Here is an 18338-nt window from a genome sequence, read left to right as displayed (position 1 = left end):
ATAGCTACAACATTTAATGTCTTACGGACTCAGAAATACTATTATTTTACTCACAGTCTTGATCCTCTTTGTGGGAGCTGGCTGGGGGTATATCCATTTCTTTCAGCAGCCTGAAATTGAAAGTTTAGAGCAGGAAGTAGAAGAAAAACAAACAGAGCTCAACAATAAACAACAAATAGCTGATCAGTATCCTGTTATTTCTGAACAGTTTAAACAGGCCAGCAATTATTTGGAAAATTTTGATAAATCTTTATATCCGAACAACAATGAAGATCAGGTATATCACTTTCTGAACACGATTAATAATGGATCTGCTTACACTGATTTTACATTTTCATTCTCAGATTCTACAACCATGGATCGTCATGGTGTTATTAATATGACCGTTACCGGTGAGGGATATTATCGAAATGTTGTTAATTTCATCCGGCGAATTGAGTTAAGCGATCCGATTAATAAAATTGAGAACATTAAAATCAATCCGATAAATAATTTGGAATCTTATGGCCGGGTTAATTATACCTTTAACTTAAAAAGTTTGTACGATCGTGGTCAGGCTGGTTTTGAGAATACCTCAATGGCCGTTACTGAAGATATCCTTGGATCGGTTTATAATCCGTTTTTCCCGCTTATTAGAGATGTTGAAGAAAATAGCGAAAATCTAATAAATGTAGAATCGAGTTCATTAATTGCAGTAAGTGCCAACCGGATTTTTCTGTTAGATCAATCTGGAATGTTACGGAAGTTATCACTGGGGGATCAGGTTTATTTAGGTAAACTCAGATCGCTCAACATAGACAAAGGAACTGCCACTTTTGTCTTGAATAAAGGTGGTATTATTGAGCAAGTGACCTTGCGGATTAATGATGACAATAAAGATGACAGTGAAAGTAATTAATCATACAGTTATGCGATTGAATTTTTCAGTTAGATTTTTATTGGTTGTTTTCATTTTGGGTTGTATGGATGTGAGTTCTACCCAAGCTCAAAACGATAACTTACCTGTACGGGAGTATACGAATCCCGAAGAAATAGTAACTTTTGATCGAACTACTTCGTTTTCCAGAGCGATAGATGTAATTAATGAATTTTCCCAGGAATTTCGGAATAAGCCCGTACTCGATCGTACTAACACTGAAGGCAATATTGGTATAGCTGTTGCTCCTAAACATTGGATGGATGCCCTTAAATTAATATTAAGGGTAAAAGAGCTGCAGTTAATTGAGAGCCGTGAATTCTATGAGATTGTAGAACCCAAAGCCACTGAAGACGGAACTCGTCGAGCACAACAGGTTGCTACAGGGCAGGGTGGCGGCGGTGAAGGCGAAGGTCCGCTTGCGACTACCCAAACAAAGGAGGTGCGGATTAATGCGATATTCTTTGAAGGGAACCGTAGGGCACTACAAGAAATTGGTGTGGACTGGAGCACTATATCCGAAAATACTCCTGAATCCGTAACTGATGCTGGAGAAGAAGGGGTCCAAGTACCTTCCTCTGAATTTGGGGACGGTCCGTTTGTACAGGTTAATTCGCAAGGAGCTTCTAACGTTTCACAGCGTGTATTTGAGTCGGTAATCAACTTTGGAGAAATAGGAAATACGGGTATAAGGGTACAATCACTATTTAGCGCTTTTGAGGCTGAAAACTTGGGTGAAATTTTATCCTCACCCACTGTTAGGGTAATGGACGGCCAAGAAGGTCGAATTCAGGTTGGGCAAGATTTTTCTGTTAAGCAGCGTGACTTTGCCGGAAATGTAGTGGAAGAATTTTTTAGCGTAGGTACTATTCTTGAGGTTACTCCTACAATTATTGAACAGAATGATACAACATTCGTTCATCTCGATATTTCTGCAGAACGTTCTTCTGCGCAGCCCGATCCCGTGAGTACAGTTATCAATAAACAACAAGCTGAAACGCAAGCTCTTTTACTTGATGGGCAAACGACTGTTGTAGCCGGCCTTTACAGAACAGAACGTTCTCAGGTTCGTCGAGGTGTACCACTACTAAAAGATTTGCCCCCGTGGTTTTTTGGGCTTCGCTACCTTTTCGGTTATACCTCTAATGACTTTTTAATGAGAGAATTGGTCGTACTCTTAGAGGTATCTATTGAGCCTACTATTCCTGAGCGTATGCAAAGAGGTATAATGACGAATAAATTTAAAACTCTGCAAAAGCAACGCCAGCAGAATTTTAGAGATGTTGAGGAAAGTGATAAGATTTTTAATGGACAAAAACTTTCGGATAATCTCGACTTGGAAACTGACGAAGAAATGCCAAAGCCTGATCATATCCCAGGGAAAGCACAGTCTAACAATACTGAAGACCAGAGAACCGTAACTGCTCAAGAAAAAGAGAAACAGAACAGGTCTGAGGAAAATCAGGTTAAAGAGCAGAAAAAAGAGGAGGAAGAATCTCCGCCCGTTAAAAAAGAAACGGATATTGAAGTACCTAAGGTAGAACTTAATCTGGGAGGTAGCGAACAAGGAGATGCCCAAGGAAATAACGAGGAAACTGAAGCGACTCCTGAACCTGTTAAAGAAGAATCTGTAGCTGATAATTCTCCTGCGGGTAATACATTTTATATTATCGGTGGATCTTTTAGCCAACAAAAAAATGCTGAGAAGCTAAGAGATAGGTTACAAAAAGAAGGCTTTGATCCTGTATTGCTGCAAAAGTCTAATTCAGATGTTACCTATGTTTCTTATCAAGGTTATAATGACCGGCAAAGTGCTTCAAAGGCTCTTGCGGATATTCGGCAATATCAGAATTCCGAAGCTTGGTTATACAAAGCAAAGTAAAGCCTGATCGATTTTATTTTTAAGCAGCGTTTAGTCTAAAAAGGCACTCAAAATTATTGAGTGCCTTTTTTTGTATATCATTTCATCATTTCGACCAATGTTTGCTCTTCATTAATCAAACTATATTGTTTCATTAGGTTGGCTGTAAGACAAGAATGGACGGGTAAAATGGTAATCATATCACCAATATTACTGTTTTGAAAGAGTTTTTCTGAACAGGATACCACGCCGTGCTCCTGAGATAATTTCGTGACGTAGGAATAAGGCTCTACAGGTCTCCAGCTGTCATTATCACGTTTAGCAACCAAACCAAAATGGGTATTGTCACTGGTTTCCATGGACTCTTTTGAGAAGTGAATTGCTCCGCCATGAATAATTAATTGATTATGACTCTCATACTTGTCAACAATTGGACAAGCCATAGCAACTGCAATATCGCCATATTTACAACTTCCAATTTGCTGCTGCATCAGATCATAAAACACAAAGTTCCCTGGGCTTATGGCATCGACCGAGTCAAAAGCACTTGCAATTGAACAGCAGGGGGTGTCACCAATACAAACTTCAAAGTCCTCATAATTTTGGGATAATTCCTGTTTAAGTTGTTTGAATTGTCGCATGACAGAGTGATGAACAGCCTCAATTTGTTGTTTCGATCGGCAGCCATAGGAATGTCCAGGATGAGAATATAATCCAGACCAAGTGATATTAGTTGATTTGTGTATTGATTCTACAACAGATTTTACTCCCCGAATATCATCTGATGGAAGTCCACTCCGGGCCGAACCAGTGTCGATTTCAACATAAGCATTAACAGTGGATTTAAGTTTTTTATCAACGGCCTCAGCGACTTCTACTTTATTCACTAAAATTGTGAGCGAAATATTGGCAGCAAGCTCATTGAGGGCATTAATTTGACGAATATTACATGGAAAGGCGATGGTGATATCACTCCATCCATGAGTGGCAAAATATTGAGCCATCTTCACCGAAGAAACTGTGATAGACTCTACGCCAGCATCACAAAGCCAACCACCAATCGTAGTCGACTGGTGCGTTTTCATGTGTGGCTTAAAAGCTACATCATGTTCTTTTGCTTTATTCGCCATAGCGTGAATATTTATCTTACAAATATTTGCATCCAGCAAAAGGGTTGGCGATGTAATGTTTTCCATAAAGATAAATTATGTTGAAAAATAAAAGCCCCGATTACATACATAATCAGGGCTAATAGGGTAAATTTAAATTAGTTTCCGGATTGCTTGTTAGCAGCAACTTCATCCACTTTTTGCCAAACTCTGAAAATATTACCAGAAGCAATTTGCTCAATTTCATTTTCGGTATAACCACGCTCTAAGAGCTCAGTAAACAAGTTGGGATAGGTGGAAGCGTCTTTGAGACCAGTGGGCAAAGTAGGGCCTACGCCATCATAATCTGAGCCTAAGCCAACGTGCTCAATACCTACAAGCTCAACGACGTGATCAATATGATCGGCTACCTTTTCTACGCTACTAAATTGAAAGTTGTCCTGGAAATATTGGGACCGAAACTTGTCAGCTTCTTCGCTTTCCGGATCTAAATCTTTCTCCTCAATTAGTTTTGCCATTTCCGCTCGGACTTGTTCTTGACTATTTTGTGAGGCACTATCCAAGAAGGTTGAACCGAAATTAATCATGATAACACCGCCATTTTCTCCAAGACGCTTGATGAGGTCATCACTCATATTACGCTCAAAACCGGGGGTGAAATGCCTGCATGAAGAGTGCGTGGCTACTACTGGTGCTTCCGTAACCTCCATGACATCATAAAATGCACTGTCGGTGATATGAGATACATCTACCATCATTCCCAGTCGGTTCATCTCATTTACAACATCCTTACCATAATCACTTAAACCATTATGTGTATCTGTGGTCGTGTCATAAGAAGAATCGCTGAGCCGATTATCTTTTGCATGGGCAAGTGTTATGTAACGGACTCCCTGTTCATAGAAGTACTGCACGTCAGATAATTTATTTCCTACGGGAGCTCCATTTTCGATACCCATCGGCAGCGAAATCAATCCTTTTTCAAAGTTAGCTTGTATCTCTTCGGGCGAAGTAGCTATGGCAAATTTATCAGGATTGTCATTAGCAATTTTATTAACCATATCAATGAGACTATCTGCTGCAGCTTTGGCACCACCGGTTTCTTGATACTCAACAGGGATATATATAGACATGAATGGAGCATCCAAGCCGCCTTCCTTGGCTTTTGGATAATCAAAATTACGATCGGGAACCAACTTAGTAAGGTCTACCCATTCATCTTTTAATTGATAAGGGGAATCTACATGTCCATCAACGATAATTACTTTTTGAGCGAGCTCCTCTGCCTGCTGTTGATATTGATTAGTTTTGGCGCAGCCGGCAAATAGGAGTACCAATAAAAGTACAATACTAATGTTTTTTATACTCTTCATCCTTTAATTTATTTAGTTGAAAGTTTTGTTGAATGTTGATCAAAAAATGCACCTTTGCAAGTATTAAAAAAACATTTTACAACATTTCGGTAATGAAAGCTTTATGATTGAATGAACGCTTGTTGAATTTCTTCTTCAATGATTATGAACTATCATCAAATTAGTATTCAGAGTGTTTTATTATGGGTCTTAGATATTTGGAATTCGAGCCGTAGATGATTTTAGGAATGCAAGTTCCTGCCGTTTATCCAGTGCCCGTCTTATAGCAACATTTGGAGCTTCAGGAAGGATTTTTAAAAAGCTGAAGTACTTTTTCCTGAGCAGTTTTCCCGAATAGCAGTGGACGACCACTGAACTCGAATAAGTAAAGGTTCTTCTCGGTATCGGTAAAGCTTATTCTAAACGTTTTTATTGTTGGCTTAAACTTGAGCAGCAAAAAGTTCACTCCTGATGTGGTTGGAGATATTTCTTTTATACTGTTTTTCTTGAATTCTTCTTTCTGAATTTTTTTACCATTTTTGTAATAAGAGACCAACACCTGTTCGTCGGTTACAGTCATTGTAATTTCAATGGGACCGTTCATAATTTGCAAGTAACAAAGTATCGTTAGGGCAAAAAAAACAAATGCCCCTAATCTGGTAATACTTATCCAAAATGGATCTTCTAAGTTCCAAAAAACGGTAAAGATAATTATAGATAACAATCCTGAAATAAGGGCTCCCGTTTTCCAGAAATCATAATTTTCTTCTGAAATGGTTATCGATTTATCCATTAGGTAATGCTAAGATTAAAAATAAATTTTAGGTAAAATATTGATTTGCACTTGCAACTCAACATCCGGTCTGATAGATTGCTATCAAATATTATAGTCATCAGAAGGATAAACAAATCTCATAAATTATGGCTTCAAAAAAGAAAGATTCTGAAGGGAAAACAATTGCTATTGCCGTTATTTTGTTCGCCGCTGGATTAGTCGCCTTTGTTTACGCCATACAATTTATTATTGGGTATTTCTTTCCCAATTTATAAGTCTATTTTCGAACGGCTTTATTCGCTTTTCTATTCTTAAATAATTTTCAGAAGTCTTTATAGTCATATATTTCTGCGATATTCCTCCCAGTCCTGTATAAAGCTCACATTTAGAAACATTAAAAATATTTAATATTTTTGTAACAAATCGTTGTCTTGTAACTCTATTAATAAAAGAGGGCATTGCCCTGATTAATAATTATTAATTGATTTTCGGGAATCTACAAACGGTGTGTACGTATGAAGACAATAGCTTTTACCAATCAGAAAGGAGGAGTAGGAAAAACCACCTCAACAATTAATGTGGGGGCGGGACTTGCCCGAGAGGGGTTCCAGGTTTTAATGGTTGATTTAGATCCGCAGGCCAATCTGACTTATTCGCTTCGCCTAAGTTCAAATCGATTAGAAAAGAGTATCTATGATGTACTCAAAGGTGACGTTGAGGCAGATGAAGCTATCATAAGTCATAATGGCTTTGATATAATGCCTTCTTCCATTGACCTATCAGGAGCTGAGATGGAGTTTGCCAATGAGCCTGCCCGGGAAATGTTACTCAAAAATTCGTTGGTGAAGTTATCCAGGGACTATGATTACATTTTGATTGATTGTCCGCCAAATTTAGGATTATTGACGCTCAATGCTTTTACAGCTGTTAAGGAGATCTTTATTGTGTTGCAGTCAGAGTATTTGGCCTTACATGGGCTTTCGAAGCTAATGGATGTGATCCAGGTTGTTAAAGAGCGATTGAATCCGGACATAGAAATCAGCGGCATCATCTGCACCTTGTTCGACGGACGAAAAAATCTTAATAATGAGGTCGTAGATCATATTAAGGACTATTTTGGTGAAAAAGTTTTTGATACATTAATCCGGGATAATGTAGCGTTGGCAGAGGCACCGAGTCACCATAAAACAATTTTTGAATATGCACCTGATAGCCATGGGGCTAAAGATTACAAAGCATTGGCCCAAGAAATCAGAAATGGTCAGTTGCAGTACGCGTAGAATCTTAATAGGGATCAGCTTATTATGTCTAAAAAGAAGAGTTTAGGAAGCAGTCCCATTGCTTTTAAGTCTCAAAAAAGTGCGATGGGGTTCATTCCCGACCGAGGAGTGTCAGACAAAAAAGAAAAATCTGACACGACATCAACAATTACTAAATCAGATAGAGATAAAAAAAATGAGCAAGCTATATCCAAAAAGAAAAAAGAGGATAAAAAGAAAGTTGTAAGCTATTACTTGGAAATTGATTTGGTTGACAAAATGAAGAAGATAGCTGATAGTCAGGATATGTATTACTCTACTTTGGTAACTTCTGCTCTTAAATACTGGATAGCCAAAAATAACTAACGTGATTTCTTTTAACCAGTGAGAAATAACAACTTTCGGTTCTTTTTTTATGCTTAGTTTCTTATTCTAAAGGTTAGCTAAGTATTAAATACGTTTTACCCCTGTGGAAAAAAAACAATCTGAAGAACTGCTCACGACCAATCGTTACTGCCTGAAATTTGCTGAAACGGAAGCTGATTTGCGGGCCGCCCAAACACTGCGGTATCATGTTTTTAATGTAGAGCTGGGTGAAGGATTGGAAGAATCGCATCGACAAGGTCTTGATATGGACCGGTATGATTTTCAGTGCGACCACCTAATTGTCGTAGACACAAAAGCGGATAATGTGGTAGGAACCTATCGGTTACAGACGTATCAAAAAGCTATTCAAAAGCACGGTTTTTATACATCGGATGAGTTTGATCTGGCTACCATTCCCAAAGAAATATTAAAACAGTCGGTTGAAGTGGGTCGCGCCTGTATTAGAAAAGAACATCGCAATGGGCGTGTATTGTATTTATTGTGGAAAGGGATAGCAAAATATATGCAAATGACTGGATTACGTTATCTATTAGGATGCTGTTCAATAAAAAGTACAGACCCGGCTGAAGGATGGATCGTATATGATTATTTACAAAAAAATAATCATATACATAGTTCTCTAAGTGTTGATACAAAAGAAGATTATTATTGTCCCGACCACGAAAGAGATGCTGAAGCCTGGAAAAATGTCAACTTACCCCAACTATTTAATCTCTATATTGATTTAGGGGCTAAAACCTTATCAAAGCCAGCTCTTGATTTGGCTTTTAAGACGATTGATTTTTTAATATTGGTTGATCTTGAGAGCCTTGATGAAGATTCAAGGAAGTTATTTTTCCGGTAGGTATGAAGAATACAGTTGATAATTTAAGGGCGACTGCTCGTCTCATCTTTTTCTTTCTGCTTTCTTTCTGTACTGTAATGTTCGTTGCCGTGGGTAATATACTGCTGCGCTTTATAAAGCCTTTTATGGCAACCAAATGGAAAAATCATGTAATTACTATTTGGGCTTCGTTAACAGCTAACATTCTGGGTCTCAATATTACTTTGGAAGGGTCTCCTCCCAAGCCTCCCTTTTTTCTGGTATCCAATCACTTAAGCTATATTGATATTATTCCACTTTGGTATTTTTTAGATGGCACATTTATTGCCAAAAATGAAGTGCAATCATGGCCTTTTTTCGGATGGGGGACCCGAACTTTGGGGGTGCTTTTTATTAACCGGGAACTGCAGACTGATGTTCGACGAATGAACAACCAAATAGCAGAGACTATATCAAGTTCTCAAGGGATTATTTTATTTCCCGAAGGCACAAGTTCGAAAGGGGAAAGGGTTTTGCCTTTTAACTCCTCTTTGTTAAACTATCCGGCGGAAAACGAAATGCCGGTAAATTGTGCAGCTATTTCATATCGGTCGAATGATGATGACCGTCCTGCATGGTCGCATGTTTGCTGGTGGGGGGACATGGCTTTCTTCCCTCATTTTTGGGAGCTTTTAAAGATAAAACAGGTTGATGTTACGGTAAGGTTTGGCCCAAAACATGTTGGAGATAACAGAAAGAAACTGGCAAAACAGTTACACAAAGAGGTTTCGCAATCCTTTATTCCGATTGTGAATTCTTAGGATTAAGTTCAGAGACATAATTCATATTTCAATTAGATGTTGAAGAGCATAAAAGGGTGGAAAAGATACGTACTTATTTATCTCGTTGCTCTGGCAGCATCTCACCTTGTAATAAGTTTTTTTCAGAATTCATTACCGGATCAAGAAAATCCTGAGAATACCGTACAGCTCAGTGTAGTTAATACTGATCAGTCTCTGTCTGATCAAAAAGTGACCATTGGTTATCAGGATATTTATAGCGGATCAGAAGAGAATCCGCCCGTTCTATTGCTGGTTCCCGGCGGGCCTGAAGGTCCTGAGGTATTTCAAGAGATCGTTTCTGATTTGTCATCCCGAATGCGGATTTTAATCCCACGTTTACCGGGATATGGAGGCAAAAATGATGATTTACCAAGCTATTCGTTTGAAACGTCATCTGTATATACTGCTCAGTTTTTAGATACGCTTAATGTTACTCATGCCCATGTATTCGGCTTTGGTTTGGGAGGTCCCAGTGCGATCCATTTGGCCCATGATCATCCTCAAAAAATAGCTTCGATTGGACTTATAGCATCAGTAGGTGTTCAAGAACTGGAGTTGTTAGGAAGCTATCGCTTAAATCACGCCGTGCATGGCATGCAACTGGGGGCAGTATGGCTCTTATATAACGCCATTCCACATTTTGGTCTTTTTGACGCCATTGAACTTGATGTTTCTTATGCAAAAAGGCATTACGAATCGGATCAAAGACCCATTAGATCTTATTTAAAGGAGTTTAAAAAACCTATGCTGGTATTGCATGGCAGAGATGATCCATTGGTGCCTCTGGCAGCAGCTAAGGAACATTATCGAATTGTTCCACAAAGTAAGCTGCAACTATTTGATGCCGATCATGATCTTATTGAAACACATAGCGATTCGGTTAGTCGGGCAATCATCTCATTTATAAACGAAGTAGAACAAGGATCGGCTGTTACAGCAGCAAATGCAACACAGGAGCGTATCGAAGAAGCCCAAAAATCATTCTCCAATGTTGAGTTCGCAAAATTTGAAGGGGTTTCGCTTCTGATCATCATGTTTATTATCATTTTGGGTACATTGATAAGTGAAGATTTAACCTGTATTGGTGCGGGTTTGCTGGTGGCCCGAGGACTTATCGGATTCTGGCCTGCAACCTTAGCTTGCTTTCTTGGTATTTTTATTGGTGATGTTGGACTGTACCTGGCAGGCAGATGGTTGGGACGGCCGGCTATTAAAAGGGCGCCGTTAAAATGGATTATATCAGAAAAAGACCTCGAGAAAAGTGCGCAATGGTTTAAGGTTAAAGGTCCGGCCATTATCATAGCTACCCGATTTTTACCGGGTAGTAGAATGCCAACCTATTTTAGTGCGGGGGTTATCAGGGCCGGTTTTTGGATGTTTGTGTTTTACTTTATTCTTGCAGGAATTGTTTGGACGCCTATGCTTGTGGGCATCTCTAAAGTGCTTGGAAACGAGTTGCTCCGCTATTTTACGGTCTACCAGGATTATGCTCTATGGGTATTCCTGGGGGCTATCCTATTTATTATTCTATTTGTGAAATTGGTTATTCCTGCCTTTAGATACAAAGGACGGCGACTATTAGTGTCTCGATATCGGAAGCTAACTCAGTGGCAATACTGGTGGCCTTTAATAATCTATACTCCGGTAACGCTGTATATTATATATTTAGGGATCAAATATCGTTGTATGGTGTTATTTACGGCCGCTAATCCTGCTATTGTTGACGGTGGATTTGTTGGAGAATCAAAAAGTGCGATTTTGGATTTATTTAAAGACTCTTCAGCAGTGGCGGTTTTTATGAAGATTCCTTTTGATGAGGAGTTTAAAAATATGTTGTATGATGCAGATCAATTTATAAAAGAAAATAATCTTGATTTCCCGTTGGTATTAAAACCAGATGTTGGAGAAAGGGGAAAGGGAGTAAAGGTGATCAAAGATAGATATGCATTGCAGGATTACCTTTCCGATTGCACAGATGATATTATTGTACAAGAGTTTTTAGAGGGTTGTGAAGTAGGAATATTCTATTATCAAAAACCCCAGGAAGAACAGGGACATGTTTTTTCCATCACCCGAAAGGAGTTACCACAAGTAGTTGGTGATGGTCAAAAAACTGTACAAGAGCTTATCTTGTCAGATGATGTGGCCGTAAATATGGCGAAAGAATATCTTGAAAATAATAGAGATCATTTATTTGATATTCCCGAGGAGGGCGAAAAGCTTACATTAATTGATGTGGGTACCCATGCCCGTGGGGCACTGTTTTTCGACGGCCAAGAGCTGATTACTGACGCATTGACCAATAGAATGAATGAAATAGTTGAATCAGCAGATGGATTTTATTTTGGCAGGTTTGACATTAAAGTGCCCAATTATGAGCAACTTAAACAAGGAGCAGGATTGAAGATTGTTGAAGTGAATGGAGTAACTTCAGAGTCAACAAATATTTATGATGAAAGCTTCTCCTTCATTGAAGGCCAGAATATCTTAATGAAACAGTGGAAAATCGCCTTCGAAATCGGACATCAACTAAGAAAAAAAGGAGTAGTAGTGTCCTCAATATTACCGTTTCTCAAACGGGTATTTAATCAAATAACGAAGGCTAAAGACCAATGAGGTCAGAAATACTTATGTAACATCTCTTTTGCTCTTTCATGATCAAAGTTGGCTGCCCGGGTTAAATCTTGTTCTGCTTTCTCCATTTGATCGGATATCATATAACTACATCCACGATTAAATAATAGCTCCACATTTTTCGGATCATGTTCAAGAGCTTTTGTAAAGTGAATAATGGCTTGTTCGTGTTCTCCTAATACATGAGCATATACCATAGCAGCTCCATTTTGAGCAATGGCATTTTCATCATTAAGATTAATGGCTTTTTTAAATTGCGCCAACGCTTTTTGAGGTTTTCCATTGTTGTGATATAAGGTTCCCAGCAGTTGCAAAAGCTGATCATCCTCGGGCTGTTGATCTATTGCAAACAATAGAAACTTCTCCGCTTCTTTGTCATCCTCATTCATCACTTTAATGAGGGCTTTATTTCGAAGAGCCTCAGGGTGGCCCGGCTCTCTGTTTAGAACCTCATTAAATAGGCGTAGGGCATGTTCGTGGTTTTCGTTATCAAAATTTTCTTTTGCCCGCTCATAAATTTTTTCTGTCTTCTGACCCATAAATCGTAAGAAAATACTCGTTTAAAAGTTTAAAATAGTAATTTTGCCAGTGGATTAAAGTCTAATTTGATGAACTTGTCGCACTTTCTCGAAAGGAATCAATGCAAGCCATGTTTTTTACCGCGTCTGAAAGTGGCGTTGGTACGCTGCTATTATTTATTATAGCCTTAGCAAATGCTTCGGCTTGTAAGGTATACTGGTTTACCGGAGGAAAGCTAATTTCTTGCTTTTCCCCACCTTTAAATAGCCAAATACGTGTGGTTTGTTCCGGTGGAGCGTTGAAAGGTATATGAATAACAATTCGCCCGTCTGTACCCACAATGGTTACTTGTTGATGTGGTTCAGTTTGGGTAGCACAGGTAAAGGTGGCGGTGCCGGAACTAAATTTAAGCGTTCCGGATGCCAGATAATCTGTGTTGAAATCAGAATCGATTTTCCAATATCCAGATATATCAGATGGCTCTTCATCAAAAAGAAAACGTGACAATGAAATGCAATAGCATCCGATATCCATAAGTCCGCCTCCCCCCATATCAGGTTTATTCCGGATATCATTGGGATCATTGTTGTAATAGGAGAAAAAGGAATTTACTGTTTTAAGGGGACCTATTTCTCCATTGCTAACAAGCGACTTAGCTTTTTTCCACTGTGGATGAAAGCGGTACATAAATGCTTCCATGACTTTTAGACTTGGATACTTTTCAGCCGCTTTCAATAGTTTTTGTGTTTCTAACTTATTAAGCGCTATGGGCTTTTCGCACAGCACATGCTTGCCGGCCGCCAGCGCCTCTTCTGTTTTTGGGACATGCAGGTGGTTTGGCAGGGGATTATAAATAGCATCAATTGATTCATCCGCTAATAGTTCTTGGTATGAACCGAATGCTTTGGAAATATTGAGATCTTTCGCTGCTTGGTTTGCTTTTTCCTTTGATCGGGAGGCTATTGCCTGTACGGTACAATTATCTGCCTTTTGCATCGCTGGAATAACTTTTTCAATACCTATCTTAGCTGTGCTAAGAATGCCCCAAGTGATCTTGTCCATTAATAATTGTTGTATTAAAAATTGACCTTAGTATCTCAAAATATTAGCTGGCCAACAAATATAAGACCGCAAAACGTGCATTTTCTTTAATGTTACAACCCGGATCAGGGGCAAAGAAATTTAGAGTAATGGCATTTTCATCTTGTTGATTTGAAAGCATGGATGCATTAGAGATAATACCAGCCTCACGGGCATGTGAATGGAGTCCTATAAAAGCTATGGTATCTTCAACTTCTTTTATGGTTTCGTTCATGGTTGCCTGATAGTGCCCTTGTGGCAGGTTCCACCAACCGTAATCATCACCTTGATTCTTTTGAGGTTTAATCAATTCTTTTTCTGCTGGCTTGAATTCACTTCCTCCGAAATCAAGGGACCCAGCTTTGGCATATTTATGGACAGTAGATACAGTTAAGTCAAAGTGTGTTTCGTGCTGCTGGGTTTCTTTGTGAATAATGGAGTTAATATGATTTTGAAGTTCACCAGATTTTAGGAAAAACATAGTATTTTAGTTGATTAAAAATGATTAAGCGATACCAATAATAAGATGAAGAATTTATGATTCCTTAGTTACTACTAATTTGTCACATGTTCTAAATCCTTTTTTGATTGGGGTGGAATATATATTTTTTCAAAACTTCTTTTCCACCAGTTACCGGTTTCTTTATATTCCTCCCACGTGGTGAATTTATATTTAAAAAGGCATGCCCGTATATATTCAGGAGCTTTATAGTTAAAGGGATTTTTTGATATGAGTTTCAGGGTCTGTTTATGATCTGTTAATAGTTTATAAACAAATTTCAAAAGCCACCCGTTGGATCGCGGTGAAGTCATTGCAGCAAACCACATTTGCCAATCAAGTCGCAGGTGATAGGGAGCCCATTGCATTGGTTCTTTTCGAGGATTACCGGGTTTTCCTTTGAACTCATATTCTTTCCAAACGGTATCAGAATCGATATTCTGTTCATTTGTTCCTTCAATAACAATCTCGTAACGACTTCGTGTTACGGATCCAAACGCACCATAGGTGTTGACCAGATGTAACGGATTAAAGCTTGCATTCATACGCTGTTGTGAAGAGATCATATTTTTAATGGGATCAATACTTAAATAGGCTACACTGAGTCCGAGTATGACAGAAGTTATCCATACCAGCGAACTGGATAGGAGTGTTGTTGGCGGTGATAAAGGGATTATATATTCCAGATACCGGTTACTGATACCACTAAATGCCAATAGTAGCGTCAACCAGTTTAACCATGCATAATTTCCACTTATAATCAGATAAAATTGAGACAGTATGATTAGCGATGCCCCGATCGTGGCAAAAGGTTGAGGTAAAAAAAGTAACCAGACGGCACCCAGTTGAACAATATGATTAAAGAGCGTTTCAATCTTGTGCAGATTTTTAGGGAGCAGGTGAAAGAATCTACTCAATGGATTAGGCATAGGCTGTGTTTCGTGATGATAGTTAAGGCAGGTGAGCTTTCGCCAGCACTTGTCCCCGCGCATCTTTATGAGGCCGGCTCCAAACTCGACCCTGAAGACCAACCACCGAAGGATGAATATCATAATTATTGAATATTCATAGTGGAGGGGACCCAAAAAGATGCTATAAAATCCGGCTTCTAACAACAGCGACTCCCACCCGAAGCCATAAAAAAGTTGCCCCACATTTACAATGGAGAGATATAAAACCCATAGCAAGAACCAGATCAGCATTGAAAGCCAAAGGGGACCTATATCAGAAATGCCCGATGTAGCAAGTAAGGCAAGAGTGAATCCGCTCCAGGCAATAATACCGAAAAAGTGGTCAGAGAAATGCCAGTGGAAAATGCTTGGGGACTGTTTAAAAGATATACGCTCTAAAAAGCGAGGCACAGGCATCAGCCCGTTTTCTCCCAACAGTGGTCTGAATTGATTGATGGCAACCAGGAATGCGTTAATATAAACGAATCCCACCCCTCGTTGTATTATGAGGATGCTTAGCCAATATTTCGATTGATATAACCCTTCAGTCATAACAAAAGCTTCATTGAAATAGCTTAAAATATTATGACCAAGGAATATAAATAATAAATATTGATGTCCCTTTTTTATGTCAAGCCGGTACTTGTTTTTCTATTACAAAGTTTGATTGAATTTCGCCCTGCAATAGTATCTTTTGTTTTTGAACAGTAGAAAAGCCCATTTTGAAATAGAATGGTCGGTCAAGGGCACTGGTTTCGGTATGGATGGTGGTTATATTCTTAGCCGCTGCATACTCTTCCAGAGCTTTATATAGTTGTTTGCCTATTCCTTGTCCACGATAGTCGGGATGACAATAAAAACAGCTGATATGTCCACTACGGTCGATTTGGCCAATGCCGGTAATTCTGTTGTTACTTTCTGCTACAACAGTAAATTTTGACATGCACGTTTGTTCCCAGTCTTTGAAATGAATATTGTCGGGTGCAAATGAATGCATTTCTGTTTCTGAAAAACCTTGGGCGTTTAAAATACTTACAGAATCACCAAGAAGTTGGGCAACCTGTTTAATGTCGCCTTGTTGGTAGAGTCGAATTTCCATAGATATAGATAGGGAGTTTAATGCAATGGGTTAGCCCCGATTATTGACATCCGGGTTTCGCAAATGGGTAATGTAGCTTTAAAAATTATTACGTTAAGTATAGTAAAAATAACTACTTAATTAATAAAATAATTCCTACAGTAGTTGCTAAATGTCCTTTTGCCGGTAAGTGGATAGTACTAAATAACTTACCAATAAAAAAAGCTGCCCACCTTAGCTGGAGAGCAGCTTTAATAGTCGTCAAAAAGGAATTAATAGGAATTGCTTCGTGTATAACTTGTGCAATTTCCGTTCTCTTTTCCGTCTTTCTTTGCTTCTTCTTTATCTTCAAATCCGCCATCTGAGTAGGCTTCAATATCACCATTTTTGGCTGTTCGTCTCCATCTCCATTCGCCTTTGGCGTCTTGGTACAATTCACATCGTGGCATAGAGTATATCTACCTTTATTTATTTAAACTTAAAATTATTCCGTACATAAATAATGATTCTATTCACTATTTACAAAAATACAACGCGTACTCGCGGGTATTATTGGACTTAAAATACAAAAATAGCAGGTGAAATGACTAACCGCTATTTAATTTTAGATGATAATCGTATTCCGATGAAAATATTAGCTCAAATCCATTTACATGACTTACGATTGCAAGCATTAAGAATAGGAGCCCTGAAATAATGAGCACAACATTTATTCCTTGCAACAGATAAAAATACAATCGTGAGTACTGATCACGAATTATTCTACTTTGGTAATCTTTCCGGTTGTTGGAATAAGCTCGAAAGCTAAAAAAGATGATTGCAAGGGCACCTGAACCGATCCAGAACATATACTTTTTTAGCTTTTATATGCTCTTAAGCTCCGGGTGTTCCGAATAAAAAGCAGATCAGGGGAGAAGCTTAAAATCGTATTCCACGTTGTCTTTTATTTCCATATTTGGAAGATCGATAGGGACATCGTGATCATCTGCTTCTTTTTTCAATTTTGTATAGAAAGTTCTTGATAGAAGTAGCCGCTGATATTCCACTCCATTATCGTTAATGTAATCTGTAATCGCATCGCGAAGTCGATCCATTTTTTCCATAGAAAACAAGAGTTTAATGCAAGAATTTAATTCAACTCAAAACATAACATAATTTTTTTAAATCAATAAGGCAGTATCTTATTTATCCAAATTAAAGTGATTAAGGCAATCCTTTAATAATGCTTCGAATCGTTTTTCTTTTTTTAATTTGATGCAATCTATCAAAAGAGAAATAACCGTCAGTAAACCTTTCCACTGATTTATGGATAAGTCATTTTTGATCTATCTTTTTTTGCGTCAGGTAAGAAATAAGCCAAATAATACCCCATCCGGCTCCAGCATACCACCATTGAAAATAAAAAAGTACGGCTGTATTAGTTGCATAGAGAAGATGAGTAAACCAATCAGGGGCAGAAGTTTTAGCTTTATTCATCATATTCCTAAAACCATCCCCAAAATAGACCAAGAGTTTAACAAAAAGCAACAATCCCGTATATCCCCAAACAAGACCGTTTAAGAATATATTTGAAGTAAGAACAGTAGCGATAATGACACTCGTTGCCAGGATATCAACAACAACATCTTTAAGCCAAGACATAAAAATTTTTCTAATTGGATATAATTTTATTGCATCCAATTAACGAATAGTAAGGCTTTTTATCCAAACTAATTCGCTGGAGTTTTTGCCGATATCATCTCTATTTAAGGAGTTTTTAAGTGTCCAATTTTCGTTGGTTGAAGTAGCATTCACCAAATACCCTTCGATACGAATAATATGACCCTGTCTCAGGGAGTTTATCTTATCTCGTATTTTTTTGGTGGAGCCAATAAGATGCATATTTGAGGCGTTTCTCCACATGGCATTTTTCTCAATAGGGGGCTTTGCCATTTCGTAATAAAAAGAGCGATCGGACTGACGAACCATTAACGAGCTTAGATTACGCTCATCAGACATTGGTCCCCAACCCACAACTATATCGGTTGGCACGAGCTCCGAGTAATCGTCGAAATAGTAATTTTTGATGGAGAGTACTCGTGCCTCGAGGTCAATATTAGCTTTGGGCGTAATTTCAAACGTCTTGTAATGGAATTTATCAGCATTATAGGTGGCTTCCTGAACAGGGGTTTCAGGGGCTACTTCTCCGGGTCCGTGCTCTACGGGACGCGTGGTCCAGTAGTAATAGACACCGCCAATCAATAAAACGACAAAAAGAAAATGTTTAATCATAATA

The 18338-nt window shown here is 38.5% G+C and carries 20 protein-coding genes; 8 read left to right on the top strand and 12 right to left on the bottom strand.

The annotated features are described in order from the left end of the window. The first annotated feature begins 16 nt into the window (after nucleotides 1-16). The gene (locus ACQ76V_RS02780; RefSeq protein ID WP_440998939.1) at nucleotides 17-898 is read left to right on the top strand and encodes a hypothetical protein; all 882 of its coding nucleotides are present in this window, start codon (nucleotides 17-19) and stop codon (nucleotides 896-898) included. A 70-nt stretch (nucleotides 899-968) separates the two neighbouring features. Beyond that, entirely contained in the window at nucleotides 969-2798 is a 1830-nt protein-coding gene (locus ACQ76V_RS02775) for an SPOR domain-containing protein (protein WP_440998938.1), read from the top strand. 77 nt (nucleotides 2799-2875) lie between these two features. Here ACQ76V_RS02775 and ACQ76V_RS02770 read toward each other — a convergent pair whose 3' ends face one another. The 3 genes from ACQ76V_RS02770 to ACQ76V_RS02760 form a co-directional block, all read right to left on the bottom strand. Then, nucleotides 2876-3973, bottom strand: a complete 1098-nt coding sequence (locus ACQ76V_RS02770; RefSeq protein ID WP_440998937.1) for an alanine racemase — start codon at nucleotides 3971-3973, stop codon at nucleotides 2876-2878. 71 nt (nucleotides 3974-4044) lie between these two features. Beyond that, the gene (locus tag ACQ76V_RS02765) at nucleotides 4045-5259 is read right to left on the bottom strand and encodes a dipeptidase (protein WP_440998936.1); all 1215 of its coding nucleotides are present in this window, start codon (nucleotides 5257-5259) and stop codon (nucleotides 4045-4047) included. A 280-nt stretch (nucleotides 5260-5539) separates the two neighbouring features. Then, entirely contained in the window at nucleotides 5540-6031 is a 492-nt protein-coding gene (locus ACQ76V_RS02760; RefSeq protein ID WP_440998935.1) for a hypothetical protein, read from the bottom strand. Nucleotides 6032-6159: 128 nt separating this feature from the next. Between ACQ76V_RS02760 and ACQ76V_RS02755 the strand changes: the two genes are divergently transcribed. The 6 genes from ACQ76V_RS02755 (at nucleotide 6160) to ACQ76V_RS02730 (ending at nucleotide 11919) form a co-directional block, all read left to right on the top strand. Further along, on the top strand, nucleotides 6160-6288 hold the full coding sequence (locus ACQ76V_RS02755; RefSeq protein ID WP_440998934.1) for a hypothetical protein: 129 nt from the start codon (nucleotides 6160-6162) through the stop codon (nucleotides 6286-6288). Nucleotides 6289-6528: 240 nt separating this feature from the next. Continuing rightward, nucleotides 6529-7293 (top strand): ParA family protein, encoded by a 765-nt coding sequence (locus tag ACQ76V_RS02750; RefSeq protein WP_440998933.1) that lies wholly within the window; start codon nucleotides 6529-6531, stop codon nucleotides 7291-7293. A 24-nt stretch (nucleotides 7294-7317) separates the two neighbouring features. Next, the gene (locus ACQ76V_RS02745) at nucleotides 7318-7638 is read left to right on the top strand and encodes a hypothetical protein (protein ID WP_440998932.1); all 321 of its coding nucleotides are present in this window, start codon (nucleotides 7318-7320) and stop codon (nucleotides 7636-7638) included. Between the two features lie 103 nt (nucleotides 7639-7741). Further along, nucleotides 7742-8503, top strand: a complete 762-nt coding sequence (locus tag ACQ76V_RS02740; protein ID WP_440998931.1) for a GNAT family N-acetyltransferase — start codon at nucleotides 7742-7744, stop codon at nucleotides 8501-8503. A gap of 2 nt (nucleotides 8504-8505) precedes the next feature. Then, nucleotides 8506-9282 carry a lysophospholipid acyltransferase family protein gene (locus tag ACQ76V_RS02735; protein WP_440998930.1) on the top strand — a complete coding sequence of 259 codons (777 nt, stop codon included), beginning with the start codon at nucleotides 8506-8508 and terminating at the stop codon, nucleotides 9280-9282. 36 nt (nucleotides 9283-9318) lie between these two features. Further along, complete coding sequence (locus ACQ76V_RS02730) at nucleotides 9319-11919, top strand: alpha/beta fold hydrolase (RefSeq protein WP_440998929.1); 2601 nt, start codon at nucleotides 9319-9321, stop codon at nucleotides 11917-11919. Between the two features lie 2 nt (nucleotides 11920-11921). Here ACQ76V_RS02730 and ACQ76V_RS02725 read toward each other — a convergent pair whose 3' ends face one another. The 9 genes from ACQ76V_RS02725 to ACQ76V_RS02685 all read right to left on the bottom strand — a co-directional run bounded on the left by ACQ76V_RS02725 (nucleotide 11922) and on the right by ACQ76V_RS02685 (nucleotide 18334). Next, entirely contained in the window at nucleotides 11922-12476 is a 555-nt protein-coding gene (locus ACQ76V_RS02725; protein WP_440998928.1) for a tetratricopeptide repeat protein, read from the bottom strand. Between the two features lie 61 nt (nucleotides 12477-12537). After that, nucleotides 12538-13518, bottom strand: a complete 981-nt coding sequence (locus tag ACQ76V_RS02720; protein WP_440998927.1) for a Gfo/Idh/MocA family protein — start codon at nucleotides 13516-13518, stop codon at nucleotides 12538-12540. A 43-nt stretch (nucleotides 13519-13561) separates the two neighbouring features. Beyond that, on the bottom strand, nucleotides 13562-14017 hold the full coding sequence (locus ACQ76V_RS02715) for a hypothetical protein (RefSeq protein WP_440998926.1): 456 nt from the start codon (nucleotides 14015-14017) through the stop codon (nucleotides 13562-13564). Between the two features lie 74 nt (nucleotides 14018-14091). Next, nucleotides 14092-15537 (bottom strand): lipase maturation factor family protein, encoded by a 1446-nt coding sequence (locus ACQ76V_RS02710; RefSeq protein ID WP_440998925.1) that lies wholly within the window; start codon nucleotides 15535-15537, stop codon nucleotides 14092-14094. 79 nt (nucleotides 15538-15616) lie between these two features. Then, the gene (locus tag ACQ76V_RS02705; protein WP_440998924.1) at nucleotides 15617-16084 is read right to left on the bottom strand and encodes a GNAT family N-acetyltransferase; all 468 of its coding nucleotides are present in this window, start codon (nucleotides 16082-16084) and stop codon (nucleotides 15617-15619) included. Nucleotides 16085-16335: 251 nt separating this feature from the next. Next, nucleotides 16336-16512, bottom strand: coding sequence for a hypothetical protein (locus tag ACQ76V_RS02700; protein WP_440998923.1), 177 nt, complete (start codon nucleotides 16510-16512; stop codon nucleotides 16336-16338). Nucleotides 16513-16968: 456 nt separating this feature from the next. Continuing rightward, nucleotides 16969-17166: a hypothetical protein gene (locus ACQ76V_RS02695; RefSeq protein WP_440998922.1), complete on the bottom strand. Its 198-nt coding sequence runs from the start codon at nucleotides 17164-17166 to the stop codon at nucleotides 16969-16971. Between the two features lie 211 nt (nucleotides 17167-17377). Then, nucleotides 17378-17743 carry a hypothetical protein gene (locus ACQ76V_RS02690; protein WP_440998921.1) on the bottom strand — a complete coding sequence of 122 codons (366 nt, stop codon included), beginning with the start codon at nucleotides 17741-17743 and terminating at the stop codon, nucleotides 17378-17380. Continuing rightward, nucleotides 17744-18334, bottom strand: coding sequence for a hypothetical protein (locus tag ACQ76V_RS02685; RefSeq protein WP_440998920.1), 591 nt, complete (start codon nucleotides 18332-18334; stop codon nucleotides 17744-17746). It lies immediately after the preceding gene. Nucleotides 18335-18338: the final 4 nt, after the last annotated feature.

This window comes from Fodinibius sp. SL11, from assembly GCF_052060035.1.
Lineage (GTDB): Bacteria > Bacteroidota > Rhodothermia > Balneolales > Balneolaceae > Fodinibius.
Note: the sequence above shows the minus strand (reverse complement) of the source record. Positions and strands in the feature narration are given on the sequence as shown.